This is a genomic window from Chimaeribacter sp. YP20170169, assembly GCF_056739715.1.
The window spans coordinates 412,582-431,208 of the sequence record NZ_CP176824.1 but is presented as its reverse complement, the minus strand read 5'-3'; the positions used below and the strand labels follow the sequence as shown (position 1 = coordinate 431,208).

The 18,627-nt window shown below is 56.9% G+C and carries 20 protein-coding genes; 9 read left to right on the top strand and 11 right to left on the bottom strand.

The window, feature by feature from the left end; translation table 11 throughout:
- Nucleotides 1-14 precede the first annotated feature (14 nt).
- The 3 genes from folP to rlmE all read right to left on the bottom strand — a co-directional run bounded on the left by folP (nucleotide 15) and on the right by rlmE (nucleotide 3,559).
- Nucleotides 15-842 (bottom strand): dihydropteroate synthase, encoded by an 828-nt coding sequence (folP, locus tag ACK3SD_RS02025; RefSeq protein WP_481126597.1) that lies wholly within the window; start codon nucleotides 840-842, stop codon nucleotides 15-17.
- A 99-nt stretch (nucleotides 843-941) separates the two neighbouring features.
- Nucleotides 942-2,873, bottom strand: coding sequence for an ATP-dependent zinc metalloprotease FtsH (ftsH, locus tag ACK3SD_RS02020; protein WP_137762059.1), 1,932 nt, complete (start codon nucleotides 2,871-2,873; stop codon nucleotides 942-944).
- Between the two features lie 56 nt (nucleotides 2,874-2,929).
- The gene (rlmE, locus tag ACK3SD_RS02015) at nucleotides 2,930-3,559 is read right to left on the bottom strand and encodes a 23S rRNA (uridine(2552)-2'-O)-methyltransferase RlmE (RefSeq protein ID WP_137762058.1); all 630 of its coding nucleotides are present in this window, start codon (nucleotides 3,557-3,559) and stop codon (nucleotides 2,930-2,932) included.
- 167 nt (nucleotides 3,560-3,726) lie between these two features.
- On the opposite strand from rlmE, the gene yhbY reads away from it, so the two are divergent.
- A complete protein-coding gene (gene yhbY / locus ACK3SD_RS02010) occupies nucleotides 3,727-4,020 on the top strand; it encodes a ribosome assembly RNA-binding protein YhbY (RefSeq protein ID WP_137762057.1) in 294 nt (97 codons plus the stop codon).
- A gap of 107 nt (nucleotides 4,021-4,127) precedes the next feature.
- Here the strand turns inward: yhbY and greA are convergent, their stop codons facing one another.
- On the bottom strand, nucleotides 4,128-4,604 hold the full coding sequence (greA, locus tag ACK3SD_RS02005) for a transcription elongation factor GreA (RefSeq protein WP_481126596.1): 477 nt from the start codon (nucleotides 4,602-4,604) through the stop codon (nucleotides 4,128-4,130).
- A 261-nt stretch (nucleotides 4,605-4,865) separates the two neighbouring features.
- Between greA and dacB the strand changes: the two genes are divergently transcribed.
- A complete protein-coding gene (gene dacB, locus ACK3SD_RS02000) occupies nucleotides 4,866-6,299 on the top strand; it encodes a serine-type D-Ala-D-Ala carboxypeptidase (protein WP_481126595.1) in 1,434 nt (477 codons plus the stop codon).
- A gap of 42 nt (nucleotides 6,300-6,341) precedes the next feature.
- Here the strand turns inward: dacB and cgtA are convergent, their stop codons facing one another.
- The 4 genes from cgtA to rplU form a co-directional block, all read right to left on the bottom strand.
- A complete protein-coding gene (gene cgtA, locus ACK3SD_RS01995) occupies nucleotides 6,342-7,514 on the bottom strand; it encodes an Obg family GTPase CgtA (RefSeq protein ID WP_481126594.1) in 1,173 nt (390 codons plus the stop codon).
- A gap of 15 nt (nucleotides 7,515-7,529) precedes the next feature.
- Nucleotides 7,530-8,501 carry a DMT family transporter gene (locus ACK3SD_RS01990; protein ID WP_481126593.1) on the bottom strand — a complete coding sequence of 324 codons (972 nt, stop codon included), beginning with the start codon at nucleotides 8,499-8,501 and terminating at the stop codon, nucleotides 7,530-7,532.
- Nucleotides 8,502-8,586: 85 nt separating this feature from the next.
- Nucleotides 8,587-8,844 carry a 50S ribosomal protein L27 gene (gene rpmA / locus ACK3SD_RS01985; RefSeq protein ID WP_072927085.1) on the bottom strand — a complete coding sequence of 86 codons (258 nt, stop codon included), beginning with the start codon at nucleotides 8,842-8,844 and terminating at the stop codon, nucleotides 8,587-8,589.
- Between the two features lie 14 nt (nucleotides 8,845-8,858).
- A complete protein-coding gene (gene rplU, locus ACK3SD_RS01980) occupies nucleotides 8,859-9,170 on the bottom strand; it encodes a 50S ribosomal protein L21 (RefSeq protein WP_137762052.1) in 312 nt (103 codons plus the stop codon).
- 260 nt (nucleotides 9,171-9,430) lie between these two features.
- Between rplU and ispB the strand changes: the two genes are divergently transcribed.
- Nucleotides 9,431-10,402 carry an octaprenyl diphosphate synthase gene (gene ispB / locus ACK3SD_RS01975; protein WP_137762051.1) on the top strand — a complete coding sequence of 324 codons (972 nt, stop codon included), beginning with the start codon at nucleotides 9,431-9,433 and terminating at the stop codon, nucleotides 10,400-10,402.
- Nucleotides 10,403-10,733: 331 nt separating this feature from the next.
- The gene (locus tag ACK3SD_RS01970; protein WP_481127478.1) at nucleotides 10,734-11,033 is read left to right on the top strand and encodes a helix-turn-helix domain-containing protein; all 300 of its coding nucleotides are present in this window, start codon (nucleotides 10,734-10,736) and stop codon (nucleotides 11,031-11,033) included.
- 24 nt (nucleotides 11,034-11,057) lie between these two features.
- On the opposite strand, the gene mdh is transcribed toward ACK3SD_RS01970, so the two are convergent.
- Entirely contained in the window at nucleotides 11,058-11,996 is a 939-nt protein-coding gene (gene mdh / locus ACK3SD_RS01965) for a malate dehydrogenase (protein WP_481126592.1), read from the bottom strand.
- Nucleotides 11,997-12,450: 454 nt separating this feature from the next.
- Between mdh and argR the strand changes: the two genes are divergently transcribed.
- The 4 genes from argR to ACK3SD_RS01945 all read left to right on the top strand — a co-directional run bounded on the left by argR (nucleotide 12,451) and on the right by ACK3SD_RS01945 (nucleotide 14,276).
- A complete protein-coding gene (gene argR / locus ACK3SD_RS01960; protein WP_481126591.1) occupies nucleotides 12,451-12,921 on the top strand; it encodes a transcriptional regulator ArgR in 471 nt (156 codons plus the stop codon).
- A gap of 403 nt (nucleotides 12,922-13,324) precedes the next feature.
- On the top strand, nucleotides 13,325-13,588 hold the full coding sequence (yhcN, locus tag ACK3SD_RS01955) for a peroxide/acid stress response protein YhcN (protein WP_137762048.1): 264 nt from the start codon (nucleotides 13,325-13,327) through the stop codon (nucleotides 13,586-13,588).
- A 121-nt stretch (nucleotides 13,589-13,709) separates the two neighbouring features.
- Entirely contained in the window at nucleotides 13,710-13,970 is a 261-nt protein-coding gene (locus ACK3SD_RS01950; protein ID WP_137762047.1) for a YdgH/BhsA/McbA-like domain containing protein, read from the top strand.
- A 72-nt stretch (nucleotides 13,971-14,042) separates the two neighbouring features.
- Nucleotides 14,043-14,276 (top strand): hypothetical protein, encoded by a 234-nt coding sequence (locus ACK3SD_RS01945; protein WP_481126590.1) that lies wholly within the window; start codon nucleotides 14,043-14,045, stop codon nucleotides 14,274-14,276.
- A gap of 109 nt (nucleotides 14,277-14,385) precedes the next feature.
- Here ACK3SD_RS01945 and mpl read toward each other — a convergent pair whose 3' ends face one another.
- Nucleotides 14,386-15,753, bottom strand: a complete 1,368-nt coding sequence (gene mpl / locus ACK3SD_RS01940; RefSeq protein WP_481126589.1) for a UDP-N-acetylmuramate:L-alanyl-gamma-D-glutamyl-meso-diaminopimelate ligase — start codon at nucleotides 15,751-15,753, stop codon at nucleotides 14,386-14,388.
- Between the two features lie 170 nt (nucleotides 15,754-15,923).
- Between mpl and fbp the strand changes: the two genes are divergently transcribed.
- Nucleotides 15,924-16,922, top strand: coding sequence for a class 1 fructose-bisphosphatase (gene fbp, locus ACK3SD_RS01935; RefSeq protein WP_137762044.1), 999 nt, complete (start codon nucleotides 15,924-15,926; stop codon nucleotides 16,920-16,922).
- A 65-nt stretch (nucleotides 16,923-16,987) separates the two neighbouring features.
- Here the strand turns inward: fbp and ACK3SD_RS01930 are convergent, their stop codons facing one another.
- Nucleotides 16,988-18,547 carry a methyl-accepting chemotaxis protein gene (locus tag ACK3SD_RS01930; RefSeq protein WP_481126588.1) on the bottom strand — a complete coding sequence of 520 codons (1,560 nt, stop codon included), beginning with the start codon at nucleotides 18,545-18,547 and terminating at the stop codon, nucleotides 16,988-16,990.
- Between the last annotated feature and the right edge of the window lie 80 nt (nucleotides 18,548-18,627).

The following is an 18,627-nucleotide window of genomic DNA, read 5'->3' as shown; positions in this document are numbered from 1 at the left end:
ATGAATTGTGATTCCTAAGCAGAAAGTGTTGCTTCGACAATGCGCATCGCTTCGACGGTCTCTTTGACATCATGCACCCTAATGATTCTGGCGCCTTTCATGGCAGCAATCACGGCGCAGGCGACACTGCCTGTCACGCGCTGCTCCGGGGGAATGTTCAACAGTTGTCCCACCATCGATTTACGTGACATGCCTACCAGCAGCGGCAAATTGAACCCATGCAGCTCAGGCAGTCGATTCAGCAGTTGATAGTTATGCGACAAATTCTTACCGAAACCAAAGCCGGGGTCGAGCACCAATTTCTCGCGGGCGATGCCTGCCTGCTCGCACCGGGCGATGTGCTGATGGAAGAAGCTGATGACATCGCTGACCACATCATCATAATGCGGGGCCTGCTGCATCGTCTGTGGCTGTCCTTGCATATGCATGATGCAGACGGGCAGGCCAGTGCGGGCTGCCGCCTCCAGCGCACCTGGTTCCTGGAGCGAACGGATGTCATTGATCAGATCGGCACCGGCCGCCGCGCTGGCAGTGATTACCGCGGCCTTGGAGGTATCAACTGAGATCCAGACATCAAAATAGCGCGCGATCGCCTCAACGATGGGCACCACCCTATCCAGCTCCTCCTGCTCGCTGACCTCCGCCGCCCCCGGCCGGGTAGATTCGCCGCCAATATCGATAATGGTGGCCCCAGCCTCAATCATGCTCTGGGCATGGCGCAGCGCCTGATCGCGGGTGTTGTGTTTGCCGCCATCGGAAAAGGAGTCAGGCGTCACATTCAGGATGCCCATCACCTGTGGGTAGATCAGGTTAAGGGTGCGGTCGCCAGCGGTAAGCTGCATAGGTTGTTGTCTCCACCTTATCTTGAGTTCCAAATAACAAAAAACCCCGGGCAAGCCCGGGGTTGGTATTGTGCTGTCATCCTACAGTCCAACGCGGGCTTATTTGTCGCCCAGCTGTTCAGACATGGTATTGCCAGGATTTGGCGTGCGTGGATCATCCACCGGCGTCGGCGCTTTTGGCGAGCCACCGTCGTTTGGTGTGTTCTTCACGACATCATCCCAGCCCGCCGGAGGACGGACATCTTTGCGGTTCATCAGGTCGTCGATCTGCGGCGCGTCGATGGTTTCATACTTCATCAGGGCATCCTTCATTGAGTGCAGGATGTCCATGTTCTCCATCAGCAGCTTGCGAGCGCGGGTGTAGTTGCGCTCAATCAGCGACTTCACTTCCTGGTCGATGATGCGGGCAGTTTCATCGGACATGTGCTTGGCTTTCGCCACAGAACGGCCCAGGAACACCTCGCCCTCTTCTTCCGCATACAGCAGCGGCCCCAGCTTCTCAGAGAAGCCCCATTGGGTCACCATGTTACGCGCCAGGTTGGTCGCAACTTTAATGTCGTTCGACGCACCCGTGGACACCTTCTCCGGCCCATAGATGATCTCTTCCGCCAGACGGCCACCATACAGGGTGGAGATTTGGCTCTCCAGCTTCTGGCGGCTGGCGCTGATGGCATCCCCTTCCGGCAGGAAGAAGGTCACGCCCAGGGCGCGGCCACGCGGAATGATCGTCACTTTGTGTACCGGGTCATGCTCAGGCACCAGGCGGCCGATAATGGCGTGACCTGCTTCATGGTACGCGGTGGACTCTTTCTGCGCTTCGGTCATCACCATGGAACGGCGCTCTGCACCCATCATGATTTTGTCTTTCGCTTTCTCGAACTCCACCATCGACACCACGCGCTTGCTGCCACGGGCGGCAAACAGGGCGGCTTCGTTGACCAGGTTAGCCAGGTCAGCACCGGAGAAGCCCGGCGTACCACGTGCAATCACGGAGGCATCAATGTCCGGCGACAGCGGCACACGGCGCATGTGAACTTTCAGGATCTGCTCACGGCCACGTACGTCTGGCAGGCCAACCACTACCTGGCGGTCGAAACGGCCCGGACGCAGCAGAGCCGGGTCCAGTACGTCAGGACGGTTGGTAGCCGCGATGACAATAATGCCCTCGTTGCCCTCAAAGCCATCCATTTCAACCAGCATCTGGTTCAGGGTCTGCTCACGCTCATCGTGGCCCCCGCCCAGACCAGCGCCACGCTGTCGGCCCACGGCATCAATCTCATCGATGAAGATAATGCAAGGCGCAGCCTTTTTCGCCTGTTCAAACATGTCACGCACACGAGATGCACCGACACCCACGAACATTTCCACGAAGTCAGAACCAGAGATGGTGAAGAAAGGCACTTTGGCCTCACCCGCGATGGCTTTCGCCAGCAGGGTCTTACCGGTCCCCGGCGGGCCGACCATCAGGACGCCTTTCGGGATCTTGCCGCCCAGTTTCTGGAAGCGGCTCGGCTCACGCAGGTAATCTACCAGCTCGCTCACCTCTTCCTTCGCTTCGTCACAGCCAGCCACATCAGCAAAGGTCGTTTTAATCTGGTCTTCTGTCAGCATACGGGCTTTGCTTTTGCCAAAGGACATCGCACCTTTGCCGCCCCCGCCCTGCATCTGTCGCATAAAGAAGATCCAGACCCCAATCAGCAACAGCATCGGGAACCAGGAGATGAAGATAGACGCCAGCAGGCTCGGCTCTTCCGGCGGTTCACCGACAACTTTCACATTCTTCGTCAACAGGGTATCCAGCAATTTCGGATCGTTAACGGGGATATAAGTCGTGTATCGGTTACTATCTTTCTTGGTAACGTTGATTTCACGTCCGTTGATACGTGCTTCACGAATCTGGTCTTGGGTCAATTCGGACATGAAGGTAGAATAATCTACCCTACGGCCATTCGACTCGCTGGGCCCAAAGCTCTGGAACACAGACATCAGCACGACTGCGATGACCAGCCAGAGAATTAGGTTTTTCGCCATGTCACTCAAGGGATTAACCTCATATTACAACTGTGTTAACAAACAGCGTTAGGGTACTACAGTTTGCGCCCTGTCGCTACGATGTACACTTCGCGGGAACGCGCCCGGGAAGCGTCTGGCTTACGAATCTTAACCTTCGTAAACAGGGAGCGAATTTCGCGTAGGTACTCATCAAAACCTTCTCCCTGAAACACCTTCACCAGGAAACTTCCGCCTGGTGCCAATACATCACGACACATATCCAGCGCCAATTCAACCAGATACATCGATTTAGGAATATCGACCGCCGGTGTACCGCTCATATTCGGGGCCATGTCAGACATCACCACCTGAACTTTTTTCTCGCCCACCCGCTCCATCAGCGCCTTGAGCACCAGTGGATCACGAAAATCCCCCTGAAGGAAATCGACACCGACGATAGGATCCATCGGCAAAAGGTCACAGGCAATAATCCGCCCGTTACCGCCAATCTGGCCTACCACATATTGTGACCAGCCACCCGGTGCCGCGCCGAGGTCAACCACTGTCATGCCCGGTTTGAATAACTTGTCGCTCTGCTGTATCTCATCAAGTTTAAACCAGGCACGGGAGCGTAGCCCTTTTTTCTGCGCCTGCTGTACATATTTATCGCTAAAGTGTTCCTGTAACCAGCGGCTCGAACTGGCAGAACGCTTTTTATTGGTCATCGGTTTTCCAACTATCTTGAATTTAAGCCCGTTTTACAGGCTCTTAGTGTCATAACATTGATTGCTTTGCGCACGGTGGCCGCAGACAGGCAGATACCGGGTTGGTGATACTGTTGAGATGGCGGTAGAATGAACCGTTTTCAATCCCAACCTAAGCAAAAAACACAATGAATCTGAGTAATAAACAAAAACAGCACCTGAAAGGCCTGGCGCATCCGTTAAAACCGGTCGTTATGCTGGGTAATAACGGACTCACCGAAGGGGTGCTGGCCGAGATTGAGCAGGCGCTTGCGCACCATGAACTGATTAAAGTGAAGATCGCCGCTGAAGAGCGCGAAACGAAGGCCTTAATCGTTGATGCTATCGTGCGTGAGACCGGCGCTGCCAATGTACAGGTTATCGGCAATATCCTGGTGCTCTACCGCCCGTCCGAAGACCGGAAAATCAGTTTACCGCGTTAAGTTTCCGCGATCTGCTGAAAAGGTGCCATGGGCACTGCTCTGATAAAAGGCCGCATGCGGCCTTTTTCTTTTCTTTACAAATAATGCGTGAGGGGAAACCCTGGTACTTACAGGTAATCAACCTTCAGGATTTCATACTCCACATCACCGCCTGGCGTGTTGATTACCACGACATCATCCTGCTCTTTGCCGATCAGGCCACGTGCAATCGGGGAATTGACTGAGATCAGGTTCTGTTTAAAGTCCGCCTCATCATCGCCCACGATGCGATAAGTCTGCTCTTCATCGGTGTCCAGATTCATCAGCTTAACGGTCGAACCAAAGATGACGCGGCCATTATTTGGCATTTTTGTGATGTCGATCACCTGGGCATTGGAGAGCTTGGCCTCAATCTCCTGGATACGGCCTTCACAGAAGCCCTGCTGCTCGCGCGCGGCGTGGTATTCGGCGTTCTCTTTCAGGTCGCCATGCTCACGGGCATCAGCAATGTCCGAGATGATCTTCGGACGGCGTACGGTTTTCAGGTAATCCAGCTCTTCACGCAGCTTATCGGCGCCACGCAGTGTCATCGGAATCTGTTTCATAGTTACACTACCTCTACTTCAATCCTGTTTAAAAATCCGCCTTCCTGACGTATGTAAAACGAAAGGCGCAGGGTGCCTTCAAGCCTTTCGTCTCCCGGCGAGAAACAAAAGGATCCTGAGCCGGCAGTATTTTGCTGGCTCAGGATCGGTTTTGCATTTTGATACGCATTTTAACGTAGAGTTCATTATGGGTCATCGTTTACTTTTTCCCACATTGCACCGTAGTATGGCGGCACGTTATCACTCTGTTATTCCGAAATTATGCGTTTTTCACGAATTGTCAGCGGATTGACCTGCGCGTTTATGTTGTCTGCCCATGCTGGGTCGGTTGAGGAGTACACTCAGTACCTGCCTGACGGCGCCAACCTCGCGCTGCTGGTGCAAAAAGTCGGTTCCCCTACGCCGACCATTGATTACCACGGCCAGCATATGGCTCTTCCAGCCAGTACCCAAAAAGTGCTTACTGCCTTGGCGGCGCTGCTGCAACTGGGGCCGGATTTCCGCTTCAATACGACCTTCGAGAGCGACGCATCTATCGCAGATGGCGTACTGCGGGGCGATCTGGTGGCGCGTTTTGATGGCGACCCGACCCTGAAGCGCCAGCATCTGCGCAATATGGTGGCCGCCCTGCGCAAACAGGGGATCCGGGAGATCCGCGGCGACGTGCTGGTGGATACCTCGGTGTTTGCCAGCCATGACAAGGCGCCCGGCTGGCCGTGGAATGACATCACGCAGTGCTTCAGCGCACCGCCAGCGGCGGCCATTGTCGATCGCAACTGCTTCTCCGTCTCGCTCTATAGCGCGCCCAAGCCCAATGACATCGCCTTTATCCGCGTGGCTTCCTACTATCCGGTGCACATGTTCAGCCAGGTACGCACCTTGGCGAAAGGCTCACCCGATGCCCAGTATTGCGAGCTGGATGTGGTGCCGGGCGAGCTTAACCGCTTCACCCTAACCGGCTGCCTGACCCAACGTGCCGATCCGCTGCCGTTGGCCTTCGCCATCCAGGATGGCGCGGCCTATGCCGGCGCGATCCTGAAGGATGAGTTGCAGGAGGCGGGCATCCAGATTGACGGCACGCTTAAGCGCCGCACCCAGCCGTCGCCGGCGGGCACGGTGCTGGCGCAAACCCAGTCGCTGCCGCTGCATGACCTGCTGAAGATTATGCTGAAGAAGTCTGACAACATGATTGCCGATACGGTCTTCCGCACCATCGGCCATGAGCGCTTTGGCGTGCCGGGTACCTGGCGTGCCGGGGCGGACGCGGTACGTCAGGTGCTGCGCCAAAAGGCCGGTGTCGATCTGGGCAACAGCATGGTGGTGGATGGCTCCGGCCTGTCGCGCCACAACCTGCTCGCCCCTGCCACCATGATGCAGGCGCTGCAATATATCGCCCAGCACGACAATGAACTGGACTTCATCTCGATGCTACCGCTGGCTGGCTATGACGGCACGCTACGCTACCGTGGCGGCCTGCACGAGGCCGGGGTGGATGGCAAGGTGTCAGCGAAGACCGGTGCGCTCCAGGGCGTCTACAACCTCGCTGGCTTTATTACTACCGCCAGCGGCCAGAAGATGGCGTTCGTGCAGTACCTCTCCGGCTATGCCGTGCCGCCAGAGGATCAGCGCACCCGCCGTGCGCCGCTGGTGAGGTTTGAGAGCCGCCTCTATCGCGACATCTACCAAAACAACTAACCATAAAAAAAGGCTGCCTCAGGCAGCCTTTTTTGTATGCGATTAACGCTGGTAGATGATCTCGACGCCTTCGTCGTCATCTTCATCCCAATCGTCATCCCACTCCTCTTCGGCTTCCGCTTCTGCTTCGGCCAGCTGTTCACGGTGGTAGTCATCCCACATGAACTCCGCTTTCTCCGGCTTGATCTCTTCGATCGCCATCTCACGCGGCTGCGTGTTGAGGAAACTCATGACATCCCAGCACAGCGCGTTGACGCCAGCGCGGTTGGCTGCCGAGATCATGTAGTATTTGCCTTCCCAGCCCATCTCCTCGACGATCGCCTTGGCGCGCGCTTCGGCTTCCTCGTCATCCAGCAGGTCAACTTTGTTGAAGATCAGCCAGCGCTGCTTCCCAGCCAGCTTCTCGCTGTACTGATGCAGCTCATTGATGATGATGCGGGCGTTCTCCACCGGGTTGGACTCGTCGATCGGCGCGATGTCCACCAGATGTAGCAGCACGCGGCAGCGCTCCAGGTGCTTCAGGAAGCGGATACCGAGGCCCGCGCCCTCAGAGGCGCCCTCAATCAGGCCGGGAATATCCGCGACCACGAAGCTCTGCTCGCTATCCATGCGCACCACACCGAGGCTTGGCACCAGCGTGGTGAACGGATAGTCCGCCACTTTTGGCTTAGCCGCGGATACTGCGCGGATGAAAGTGGATTTGCCAGCGTTCGGCAGGCCCAGCATCCCCACATCTGCCAGCAGCAGCAGCTCCAGGTTCAGATCGCGCTTCTCACCCGGTGTCCCCATGGTTTTCTGGCGCGGGGTACGGTTAACTGAGGATTTGAAACGGGTGTTGCCCAGGCCGTGGAAGCCGCCCTTGGCGACCATCAGGCGCTGCTGGTGGCGGGTCATGTCGCCCAGCACCTCGCCCGTGCCCTGATCAAGCACGCGCGTACCGACCGGCACCTTGATGGTGACATCTTTACCGCGCTTGCCGGTACAGTCACGGCTCTGGCCGTTCTCGCCACGCTCGGCGCGGAAGGACTTCTCAAAACGGTAGTCGATCAGGGTGTTCAGGTTCTCATCCGCCAGCAGGTAGACATCGCCGCCGTCGCCGCCGTCACCGCCGTCCGGGCCGCCCTTCGGGATATATTTTTCACGGCGGAAACTGACACAGCCGTTACCGCCATCACCTGCTACCACCAGAATCGTGGCTTCATCTACAAACTTCATTTGCGTCTCCGTAAATCATTCGTCCGGCTGCTTGAGTGAAGCCACCAGACTTTTTTCTGTCCGCCCCGGCCACCAACGGTGACCGATCGCGGAAAACATTGCCCCTGACACCACAACCATCGCCCCGAGGTATCCCACCACATTCAGCGCAGGCGACGCGAAGAGTTGCGGCCAGGCCAATGCCAGTAAATTCGAAAATAGCAGGGTAAACAGCGGCGTCAGCGTCACCAGAGCACTTACCTGTGCCGCCTGCCAGCGTGCCATTGCCTCTGCCAGCGCCCCATAGCCAATCAGGGTATTGGCCCCGCAAAAGAGCAGGCAAGCCAGTTGCCAGCCACTCAGTTGCATGATCGCCTCTGGATGCGCCAGGGGGAAGAGTGCGATTGCACATAAAGTGTACAACAAGACCAGGATCTGTTGCGACGCCAATCGGCGCAGCAGAACCTTTTGCGCCACGCCGTAGCATACCCATACTGAAGCCGCGCAGACGCCCAGCAACACGCCCAGCGTGTAATCCGTCAGCCGGGTGAAGATCTCTATCAGGCTGCGGTTAAAGAACATCATCAGCCCGCAAATCAGCATCACGGCCCCAATTATCTGGGTGATGCGCATCCGCTCTTTCAAGATGAATACGCTGGCGATCATCATGCCAACCGGGGAGAGCTGGCCAATTACCTGCGAGGCGGTCGGGCTGAGGTACTGCAACGAGGAGCTAAAGAACAGGAAGTTCCCCAGCAGGCCGCCAGTGGCAATCGCCAGCAACAGCAGCCAGCGCGGCCGGCCGAACAGGTGCAGCGACGGCAACTGATGGCGGGCTGCCAGCAGCGTACCCAAGCCGAGCGCCGCCATGCTGAAGCGATACCAGACAATCGTAAACGGGTCCATCACCTGGAGCACCTGCTTCATCGCGATGGGCAGCGCGCCCCAAAACACGGCGGTGGTGAGCGCCAGTGAGATGCCAATGCCTGCCTGCTGTCTGGTGTCCATAACCTGCCCTGCCGTCCTCTCTAAAATGTAAAAAGCCCCGCAACATAATTGCGGGGCTTACATCTACCAGTTAGGCTCGAGAAACTTATTCAGCAACGATGCTGATAAATTTACGATTGTTCGGGCCTTTAACTTCGAACTTAACTTTACCGTCAGCCAGTGCGAACAGGGTGTGGTCTTTGCCGCAACCTACGTTGGTGCCTGCGTGGAACTTAGTTCCGCGCTGACGAACGATGATGCTGCCTGCCAGTACTGCTTCGCCGCCAAAGCGTTTCACGCCCAGACGTTTAGCTTCAGAATCGCGACCGTTACGAGTTGAGCCGCCAGCCTTTTTATGTGCCATTTAATGCTCTCCTATTAAGCGCTGATACCGGTGATTTTCACATCAGTGAACCACTGACGGTGGCCCTGCTGCTTACGGTAGTGTTTACGACGACGGAACTTAACGATTTTGATTTTCTCGCCACGACCGTGCGCAACAACTTCAGCGGTAACTTTGCCGCCATTGACGAAAGGAACGCCGATGTTGATCTCTTCACCATTGGCAATCATCAGCACTTGGTCAAACTCAACAGCTTCACCAGTTGCGATGTCCAGCTTTTCCAAGCGAACGGTTTGACCTTCGCTTACTCGGTGTTGTTTACCACCACTTTGGAAAACCGCGTACATATAAAACTCCGCTTTCCGCGCACTCGCCTTTGTAGTTCAGAGCGCGCTATAAATATTCACAATAGGGCGCGAATTCTACGCAAAAAAGCATCGCATGACAAGAGCAGAATAAAGTCAAAAGAAGAAAAAAAGCACAGCTCATTTCGCGACGTTTATCTATGCCATTTTTCAAGTACAATCATACTCACTGTTACTACGATGAGCCGCTGCACGCGGTGCTCCCATTCATGGTGAAGAGCATCCCAGTAGAAAAAAATACAATGAACCTTGAACAGATTACCGACCTAACCGCGCAAGATATGGCGGCCGTGAACGCGACAATCCTCGACCAACTCAACTCTGATGTCTCCCTCATCAATCAGTTGGGTTACTACATCATCAGCGGCGGCGGCAAGCGCATTCGCCCGATGATCGCGGTGCTGGCGGCCCGGGCGCTCGACTATGACGGGGAGCAGCATGTCACCGTCGCGGCGCTGATTGAATTTATCCACACCGCCACCCTGCTGCATGACGATGTGGTGGATGAGTCGGACATGCGCCGCGGCAAGGCCACGGCCAACGCTGCCTTTGGCAACGCCGCCAGCGTATTGGTGGGCGATTTTATCTATACCCGTGCCTTCCAGATGATGACCAGCCTCGGCTCGTTGCGCGTACTGGCGCTGATGTCTGAGGCGGTGAACGTGATTGCCGAGGGTGAAGTGTTGCAGCTGATGAACTGCAATGACCCGGACATCACCGAAGAGAGCTACCTGCGGGTCATCTACAGCAAGACCGCCCGCCTGTTTGAGGCCGCTGCGCAGGCGTCCGCCATTCTGGCAGGTGCCGATGAGCAGCAAGAGCGTGCCCTGCAGGATTATGGCCGCTACCTTGGCACCGCTTTCCAGCTGATTGATGACCTGCTGGACTACGATGCCGATGGCGCGACGCTGGGCAAAAACACCGGTGACGATCTGGATGAGGGCAAGCCGACGCTGCCGCTGTTACACGCGATGCAGCATGGCACACCTGCCCAGGCCGCGATGATCCGCCAGGCAATTGAAGAGGGCAATGGCCGCCACCTGCTGGAGCCGGTGCTGGAGACCATGCATCAGGCGGGCTCCCTCGCCTACACCCGCCAGCGGGCAGAAGAGGAAGCGGACAAGGCCATCGCCTGTCTGAGCATTCTGCCGCCCTCCCCGTGGCGTCAGGCTCTAGAAGGACTGGCGCATATCGCCGTTAAACGCGATTTCTGACGCGCTGTCCTGCCCGTCGCCCGCTTGCGGGGGCGGGCCTCTCCCCTCCCCCGGCTACCTGTTAGCCACCCGATGTCGCCCCCTCCTTTTCCGAAAAAATAACCATTTCAAGCTTCAATTTATTTCTGAAAAACCATTAGCCCTTATAATCTTTATTTATGCAATTTATCGTTTTTTCTGTCTTTTTTGCATAAAATGTTGCCAGTTCGCACATTTTTTTCCTTTCGTTTAGAAAGGCATTTGCGCATTTATCAGAAATTTGGTGTGATATTTTTTCTGAAAAAATGAGTGTTTCTGGTTGATCAGTGGATTTACAAATAGGGATGAAGATATGCGGGTAAGGAAACAGGATTGGCATCCAGCGGACATTATGGCTGCATTACGTAAAAAGAAGATGACGCTGGCGGCGTTGTCACGGGCATCGGGATTAAGCTCATCCACCCTCTCCAACGCGCTCTATCGCTCTTGGCCAAAGGGCGAGAAGATCATCGCGGAGGCGCTGGGCCTTTCCCCCGGCCAGATCTGGCCAAGCCGTTACTATGATCCTGTCACTAAAACGATTAGTGCTCAGAAACCGTTGCGCGCCGCCAGAGTGAAACAGACGGGCGATCGGGAAGAACCGCTGGCATAAGGCCAGCGGCAGTCAGGCAGGGTGTTATGGGTTAACGAACTGTTCACCCAGCTCAATATCCTTGCGCAGTACCTCCAGCATCCCCTCCAGCGCCTGCCGTTCGGCATCGCTCAGTGCACCAATCTCTTTGCGCTCTACCACGCCCTCTTTGCCCAGCAGTAGCGGTTGGGCGAAGAAGCGGGCATAGCGGCCATCGCCCTCAACGTAGGCGCACTCCACCACATTGCTCTCCCCTTGAAGCGCACGTACCAAAGACAGCCCAAAGCGCGCAGCGGCCTGGCCCATCGACAGAGTGGCGGAGCCGCCACCGGCTTTGGCCTCGACCACTTCCGTACCGGCGTTCTGGATACGCTTGGTCAGGTCGGCGGCCTCTTGCTCGCTGAAGGTCACGCCCGAGACTTGCGACAGCAGTGGCAGGATGGTCACCCCGGAGTGACCGCCAATCACCGGCACCTCAATCTCCTCGGGCTGCTTACCCTTCAGGGCGGCGACAAAGGTGTTGGCGCGGATGGTGTCCAGCGTCGTCACGCCAAACAGGCGGTTCTTGTCATAGACGCCCGCCTGTTTCAGCACTTCCGCGGCGATCGCCACCGTGGTGTTGACCGGGTTGGTGATAATGCCAATCAGCGCCGTCGGGCAGGTTTTCGCGACCTGCTGAATCAGGTTACGTACGATGCCGGCGTTAACGTTGAACAGGTCGGAGCGATCCATGCCCGGCTTGCGGGCAACGCCAGCGGAAATAAGCACGATGTCCGCCCCGTGCAGTGCCGGGGTGGCGTCTTCACCGCTGAAGCCCTCAATCTTGACGGCAGTGGGGATATGGCTGAGATCGACCGCCACACCGGGGGTAACGGGGGCGATGTCATATAAAGAGAGTTCCGAACCTGAAGGCAGTTGGGTCTTTAGCAAAAGGGCGAGCGCCTGACCAATGCCGCCGGCTGCGCCGAGGATTGCAACTTTCATCCTATACTCCTTTTTTATGGTAAACGTAAAAATGCCGTGAATTCAAAACATTAATACTTTACGTCATCGCGAGATCCACCACAAATCCTTACCGGATCTGTGCGGGCATGTGCGATAGGTCAGCCCGAACATTAAGGAAAGCGTGAAGTGAGTGAAAAGTGTGGTGCACAGAACGAGACTCCAGTATGACATGCCCGGCCCTGCACAATCCGTGAGCTGCATTACAGTGATGAATAACATTCGTACAACACCATTTTAATATCAATATCACGTATTGCCAGCCGCGGAAAAAGCTTCGCCAATTGGCATATTCATGAGGAGGCGATTTTGCTACACTCCGCGGCTTTCCTTGTGAGAGTAAGCCTGCAATGATTCAGGCCCCTGCTCGACATTGCATAAAAATTCATATATATGCATAATAATGACTTCAACTCTGATGATTCCACGGTGCACTATGCGTAATCCCGCAAAACAAGAAGATCTGATCAAGGCCTTTAAGGCGCTGCTGAAAGAAGAAAAATTCAGTTCTCAAAGCGAGATTGTTCAGGCGTTGCAAGAGGAAGGGTTTGATAACATCAACCAGTCCAAAGTCTCCCGTATGCTGACCAAATTTGGCGCGGTGCGTACCCGCAATGCCAAGATGGAGATGGTCTACTGCCTGCCGGCAGAGTTGGGCGTGCCCACCACCACCAGCCCGTTGAAGAATCTGGTGCTGGACGTGGATTACAATGACTCCGTGGTGGTCATCCGCACCAGCCCCGGTGCCGCGCAGCTGATTGCCCGTCTGTTGGACTCACTGGGCAAATCCGAGGGTATCCTCGGCACTATCGCCGGGGATGACACCATCTTCACCACCCCGGCCAGTGGCTTCAGCGTCAAGCAGCTCTATGATGCCATTCTGGGTCTGTTTGAGCAGGAGCTCTAATCTGCCCCCAACGGCGCCTGTGCGCCGTTATACTTTTCTTACCCGCTGACCGTCCGGTAAAATTACCTTCCTGAACTTCCTCATACGTGATTATCCCGCTTCTGCACCACTCTTTCGCCGATCCAACCACAAAATAATGTGACCACAGCATATCGCCCTGTCAGAAAGCGCACTTTTGGTCAAAGCCAGTCATGTCCCTGATCTTACGAAAAATTAACGTTTTTCGAACGTAAATTAATCAATTTTTATGCTTTGTGGTTATAAAAAAATCACAATCGCACACAAAGTAACCTCAAAAACTATTAGCGTCCTATTTATTTTTAGATGTAACGAGGCGTATACTTCGTTTCGTGATGTGAATCACATAAATCTAACGAATAATAAAGCACGACGAGGACAAACCATGAACATTAAGACAAGTATCGCGACTCTGAGCATTCTATCTGCACTGTCATTCGGCGCATTTGCAGCACAATCTGTTGATGCCAATCAGGCGGCTGGCCTGCAATCGATGGGCACCATCACCGTGAGCGGTGTGACCGCTGCACCGTCAGATATCCGTCAGCAACTCTCTGAAAAAGCAGACAGCAAGGGTGCCAAAGCCTACCGTGTGGTTGAGGCTTACACCAACGGCAACTACCACGCCACCGCCGAGATCTACCAGTAATCGCTGGCGACCACGCCACGCTGAGGGGGCGCCCGCTCCCGCTGACTTACCTGTAACAACCGATAGGCCGAAACTGTGATGTAGCCTTAGCGGTTGTTCTGCAACCTTAAGGAATTTAATCATGAAAATGAAAGCAACCTTTGCCGCCCTGGCCCTGTTCTCCGCCCTCTCTGCTGGCGCATCCGCCGCCGAGTTGGTGACCGCCCCGACCCATGACATGACCCCGGTCGGTACTGTCAGCGTCAGCGGCGTAGATGGCTCACCCACCGCCATCCGTCAGGCGCTCTCTGATGCCGCCGACAGTAAAGGCGCTAAAGCCTATCGGGTGGTGGAAGCCTACTCCAACGGCAACTACCACGCGACAGCGGAAATCTACCAGTAATCGCCGATGCGGCCCGGCCTACTCCCGCAAGATGATGGGAGCACATTGGGCGGCCGCCTACAGGAAAGCATCGTGTTAAGCAAGTTAATCCCAGCCCTGATGGCCATGCTGGCGGGCCTCGCCCCTGTTGCCCATGCCGAAACCTCCGGCAGCGCAGAGACGGCCCCCGCCATGCAACATGCCGAATCCCTGCCCCTGAGCCTTTCTCAGGTGCTGATGGGCACCTCGGCACAGGGTGAACACCTCACCCCCGCCATCAGCGGCACGCTAGAAAGTCAGGCATGGCACCACGCCGCTGCCAAATAAATACCCTCGTCCTCTCCGACGAACCCCATTGCCCCTGCCTGCAGGGGCTTTTTTATGGCACTTGCCCATAAAAAAGGGGCCGAAGCCCCCTTGTTTATCGCATGGTGATTCACTGCGCCGCTTTGGCCGCCAGCTTCTCCAGCAGTTTGGTATGGATGCCGCCAAACCCGCCGTTACTCATCACCAGAATATGGTCGCCAGCGTGGGCCGCTTTTACCACCATGTCCGCCAGAGTATCGACGTCCGCGCTCCAGTAGGCAGGCTGCACGCACGCCTCGGAGACTTCCGCCACCTGCCACGGGATATTCTGCGGCTGAAGCAGGTAGACCTCATCGGCACGCCCCAGCGCTGGTGCCAGCTCATTTTTGCTCATGCCCAGCTTCATGGTATTGGAGCGCGGCTCCAGCACCGCCAGAATACGCGCCGTGCCGCCCACCTTGCTGCGCAGCGCCGCCAGGGTGGCAAGGATCGCCGTTGGGTGATGGGCGAAATCGTCATAGACGGTCACGCCGTTGGCCTCGCCGCGCAGCTCCAGACGGCGGCGGGCGTTGATGAAGCCGCACAGCGCCCGGCAGGCGTCCGCCGGCGCTACGCCGACGTGGCGCGCCGCGGCAATCGCCATCAGGCCATTGTGCATGTTGTGCTCGCCTACCAACGCCCAGCTCACCTCGCCAACCCGCTCGCCCTCGAGGAAGACCTCGAACTTGCTGGCGTCCGGCGTCAGCTTGGCAGCGCGCCAACGGCCATCTTCGCCCACGAACTCCTGCTCGCTCCAGCAGCCCATCGCCATCACCTGCTTTAGGTGGGAGTCGTGATCCGGCAGGATAATCTTCCCTTGCCCCGGCACCAGCCGCACCAGATGGTGGAACTGCTTCTGGATCGCCTTCAGATCGTCGAAGATGTCGGCATGATCAAACTCCAGATTGTTCAGGATCAGGGTACGCGGGCAGTAGTGGACAAACTTGGATCGTTTGTCGAAGAAGGCGCAGTCATACTCATCCGCCTCAATCACGAAGAACGGGCTGCCGCCCAGACGGGCAGAGACCTCAAAGTTGCCCGGCACGCCGCCGATCACAAAGCCCGGCTGGTAGCCGCACTCTTCCAGGATCCAGGTGACCATGCCGGCGGTGGTGGTTTTGCCGTGCGTCCCGGCAACGGCGATGACCCAGCGTTCACGCAGCACATCGTCATGCAGCCACTGCGGGCCTGACATATAGCGGATGCCACGCTCCAACACTGCCTCCACGCACGGGTTGCCGCGCGTCATGGCGTTGCCGATGATCACCAGATCCGGCGCGGGATCGAGCTGTGCCGGATCGTATCCCTGGATAAGGTTGATGCCCTGGTTCTCCAGCAGTGTGCTCATCGGCGGATAGACATTGTCGTCAGAGCCGGTTACCTCATGGCCCAGCGAGCGGGCCAGCATCGCCAGCCCGCCCATAAAGGTGCCGCAGATACCAAGAATATGAATACGCATATTATTTCCATTTGATCACTTTGGGTCAGCCGGTATTCTACCGCTCGGAATCGTCCAGAAGAAATGGATTTGCCTATGAATCGTCCATATCTTTACGTTAAACTGGCTCAGCTTATGTTGGTGGTTTGTAACCGAAACCACTTTCCATCATTAGATTCAGGGATTGTGTCATGAAAACGTTAGGCGAATTCATTGTCGAGAAGCAGCACGACTTCCCCCACGCCACAGGTGAACTGACGGCGTTGCTCTCCGCGATCAAGCTCGGTGCCAAGATTATCCACCGGGATATCAATAAGGCGGGTCTGGTCGATATTTTGGGTACCAGCGGCGTGTCGAACGTTCAGGGCGAAGTGCAGATGAAGCTCGATCTGTTCGCCAACGAAAAGCTGAAAGCGGCCCTGAAAGCCCGTGGTGAAGTGGCTGGCATCGCCTCCGAAGAGGAAGATGAGATCGTCATCTTCGAAGGCGCGGAGAATGCCAAGTATGTGGTGCTGATGGACCCGCTGGATGGCTCCTCCAACATTGACGTCAACGTCTCTGTCGGCACCATCTTCTCCATCTATCGCCGCATCAGCCCGATTGGCACCCCGGTCAAGGCCGAGGACTTCCTGCAACCGGGTAGCGCCCAGGTCGCCGCTGGCTATGTGGTGTATGGCTCCTCCACCATGCTGGTCTACACCACTGGCTGCGGTGTCCATGCCTTCACCTATGACCCTTCCCTCGGTGTGTTCTGCCTCTCCCATGAGAAAGTCTGCTTCCCGGAAAAGGGCAACATGTACTCCATCAACGAAGGGAACTACATCAAATTCCCGCTCGGCGTGAAGAAGTACATCAAATATTGCCAAGAGCAGGATGAGGCGACTCAGCGCCCCTACACCTCGCGCTATATCGGCTCGCTGGTGGCGGACTTCCACCGCAACCTGCTGAAAGGCGGCATCTATATCTACCCAAGCACCGCCAGCCACCCGAAAGGCAAGCTGCGCCTGCTGTATGAATGCAACCCGATGGCCTTCCTGGCCGAGCAGGCGGGCGGCAAGGCCAGCGATGGCGTGCGCCGCATTCTGGACATTGAGCCGGAGTCGCTGCACCAGCGCGCGCCGTTCTTTGTCGGCACCCACTCTATGGTGGAAGACGCCGAGCGCTTTATCGAGCTCTACCCGGACAACTGATCCGGCGGCAATAAAAAAGGGTGATCTCGCGATCACCCTTTTTGCTTTCTGCCTGCCGATAAGCCCTATCGGCCTACTTTGAAGCCCGCCATGATCTCCGCCAGCAGCCGCGCCTGCTCCTCCAGCGAGGCGGTGGCGGCGGCCGCCTGCTCCACCAGCGCCGCATTCTGCTGCGCCACCTGATCCATCTGCGTGACCGCCTGATTGACCTGGCCGATGCCATTGCTCTGCTCATGGGTGGCGGTGGAGATCTCACGCATCAGCGTGGTGACCCGGCCCACCTCCTCGGCGATTTCACTCATGGTCTGTGCCGCGCCCTCGACCATTTGGCGGCCCTCCTTGACCCGCGCCTCAGAGTCACCAATCAGTGTCTTGATCTCCTTCGCCGACTGGGCGCTGCGCTGCGCCAGATTGCGCACCTCACCGGCCACCACCGCAAAGCCACGCCCCTGCTCCCCGGCACGTGCCGCCTCGACCGCCGCGTTCAGAGCCAGAATGTTGGTCTGGAACGAGATGCCATCCATCACGGTGATGATGTCGCCGATGCGTTGCGAACTGTGGGTAATGGCGCGCATCTTCTCCATCACCTCGCTTACCACGTCACTGCCCTTGCTGGCGATGGCGGAGACGCTCTCTGCCAGCGCATTGGCCTGCTCGGTATTTTGCGCGTTCATGCGCACGGTGGAGGTCAGCTCCTCCATGCTGGCGGCGGTCTGCTCGAGTGAGGCGGCAGACTCTTCGGTGCGCGCCGCCAGATTGATGTTGCCGGCGGACAGCTCGCGCGCGCCGGTGTCAATCTGGTTGGCGGCATTGCGCACCCGGCTGACCGACTCCGCCAGCGACCCCTGCATGTTCGCCAGCGCCTGGCCCAAGCGGCCAATCTCGGTATTACCCCGCAGCGGCACTGGGCGGGTGAGATCGCCAGCGGCCATGTGCTCCAGGTGGGCCATCACCCCTTCCAGCGGGCGCAGGATAATCTGCTTGAGCGCAAACCACGCCAGCACCACCAGTGCCAGTACCAGCAGGCAGGCGATGATGATGATCGTCAGCTTGAAGTGCGCACTCCCTACCGCATGGTTGACGCGCTCCTCCCCCAGATCCTTGCCAAAGGTGCGGAAGTTGGCGATGGCGGCATCATAGGGGTTGCTGTACTGACTAATCTGGTGCTCCAGCAGCTCATAGTAGTCATCCGGCTTGCTCTGTTGCAGGGTAGCCAGCAGCGTCGCCAGCCCCTTGTCCCGGTATTGGCTGTATGCCGCATCCACCGCCTGAGCCAACGCCTCGCCGCGCTCGCCGGAGTGGTCAGAGGCCTTGAAGTCGGCCATGTTCTGGTCGGCGCGTTGCAGGTAGATGGCAATGCGGCCCGTGGTCTTCTGGGCGTCATCGGTCATGCCGGTCTCCATCTGCCGGATGGCCAGCGCCGCCGCGGTGCGCACCCGCAGCGTGTTGTTATAGCCCTCGGTGACGGAGTTCATCTCCTCGCCCTGAAGCTGGTTAATCTGCTGGAGGGAGTGTGCATCCTGCTGTATGGCCACGCCGCCGATAATGCTGACCAGCAGCAACAGCAGAGTCATCAAGCCCAGCAGGGCAACTAGCCCAGCTTTGACACTAATCTTGTTGAACATACGTAATCCTGGTGTGGTGAAAAAAAGGACGTTAAGACAATGGCTTGCGGGTTTTTCCCGCATCATTTGTTTTTTCTATC

Bases quoted from the DNA above. Each gene is read 5' to 3' on its own strand.
- folP (WP_481126597.1), bottom strand. From the start codon at position 842: ATGCAGCTTACCGCTGGCGACCGCACCCTTAACCTGATCTACCCACAG.
- ftsH (WP_137762059.1), bottom strand. From the start codon at position 2,873: ATGGCGAAAAACCTAATTCTCTGGCTGGTCATCGCAGTCGTGCTGATG.
- rlmE (WP_137762058.1), bottom strand. From the start codon at position 3,559: ATGACCAATAAAAAGCGTTCTGCCAGTTCGAGCCGCTGGTTACAGGAA.
- yhbY (WP_137762057.1), top strand. From the start codon at position 3,727: ATGAATCTGAGTAATAAACAAAAACAGCACCTGAAAGGCCTGGCGCAT.
- greA (WP_481126596.1), bottom strand. From the start codon at position 4,604: ATGAAACAGATTCCGATGACACTGCGTGGCGCCGATAAGCTGCGTGAA.
- dacB (WP_481126595.1), top strand. From the start codon at position 4,866: ATGCGTTTTTCACGAATTGTCAGCGGATTGACCTGCGCGTTTATGTTG.
- cgtA (WP_481126594.1), bottom strand. From the start codon at position 7,514: ATGAAGTTTGTAGATGAAGCCACGATTCTGGTGGTAGCAGGTGATGGC.
- ACK3SD_RS01990 (WP_481126593.1), bottom strand. From the start codon at position 8,501: ATGGACACCAGACAGCAGGCAGGCATTGGCATCTCACTGGCGCTCACC.
- rpmA (WP_072927085.1), bottom strand. From the start codon at position 8,844: ATGGCACATAAAAAGGCTGGCGGCTCAACTCGTAACGGTCGCGATTCT.
- rplU (WP_137762052.1), bottom strand. From the start codon at position 9,170: ATGTACGCGGTTTTCCAAAGTGGTGGTAAACAACACCGAGTAAGCGAA.
- ispB (WP_137762051.1), top strand. From the start codon at position 9,431: ATGAACCTTGAACAGATTACCGACCTAACCGCGCAAGATATGGCGGCC.
- ACK3SD_RS01970 (WP_481127478.1), top strand. From the start codon at position 10,734: ATGCGGGTAAGGAAACAGGATTGGCATCCAGCGGACATTATGGCTGCA.
- mdh (WP_481126592.1), bottom strand. From the start codon at position 11,996: ATGAAAGTTGCAATCCTCGGCGCAGCCGGCGGCATTGGTCAGGCGCTC.
- argR (WP_481126591.1), top strand. From the start codon at position 12,451: ATGCGTAATCCCGCAAAACAAGAAGATCTGATCAAGGCCTTTAAGGCG.
- yhcN (WP_137762048.1), top strand. From the start codon at position 13,325: ATGAACATTAAGACAAGTATCGCGACTCTGAGCATTCTATCTGCACTG.
- ACK3SD_RS01950 (WP_137762047.1), top strand. From the start codon at position 13,710: ATGAAAATGAAAGCAACCTTTGCCGCCCTGGCCCTGTTCTCCGCCCTC.
- mpl (WP_481126589.1), bottom strand. From the start codon at position 15,753: ATGCGTATTCATATTCTTGGTATCTGCGGCACCTTTATGGGCGGGCTG.
- fbp (WP_137762044.1), top strand. From the start codon at position 15,924: ATGAAAACGTTAGGCGAATTCATTGTCGAGAAGCAGCACGACTTCCCC.
- ACK3SD_RS01930 (WP_481126588.1), bottom strand. From the start codon at position 18,547: ATGTTCAACAAGATTAGTGTCAAAGCTGGGCTAGTTGCCCTGCTGGGC.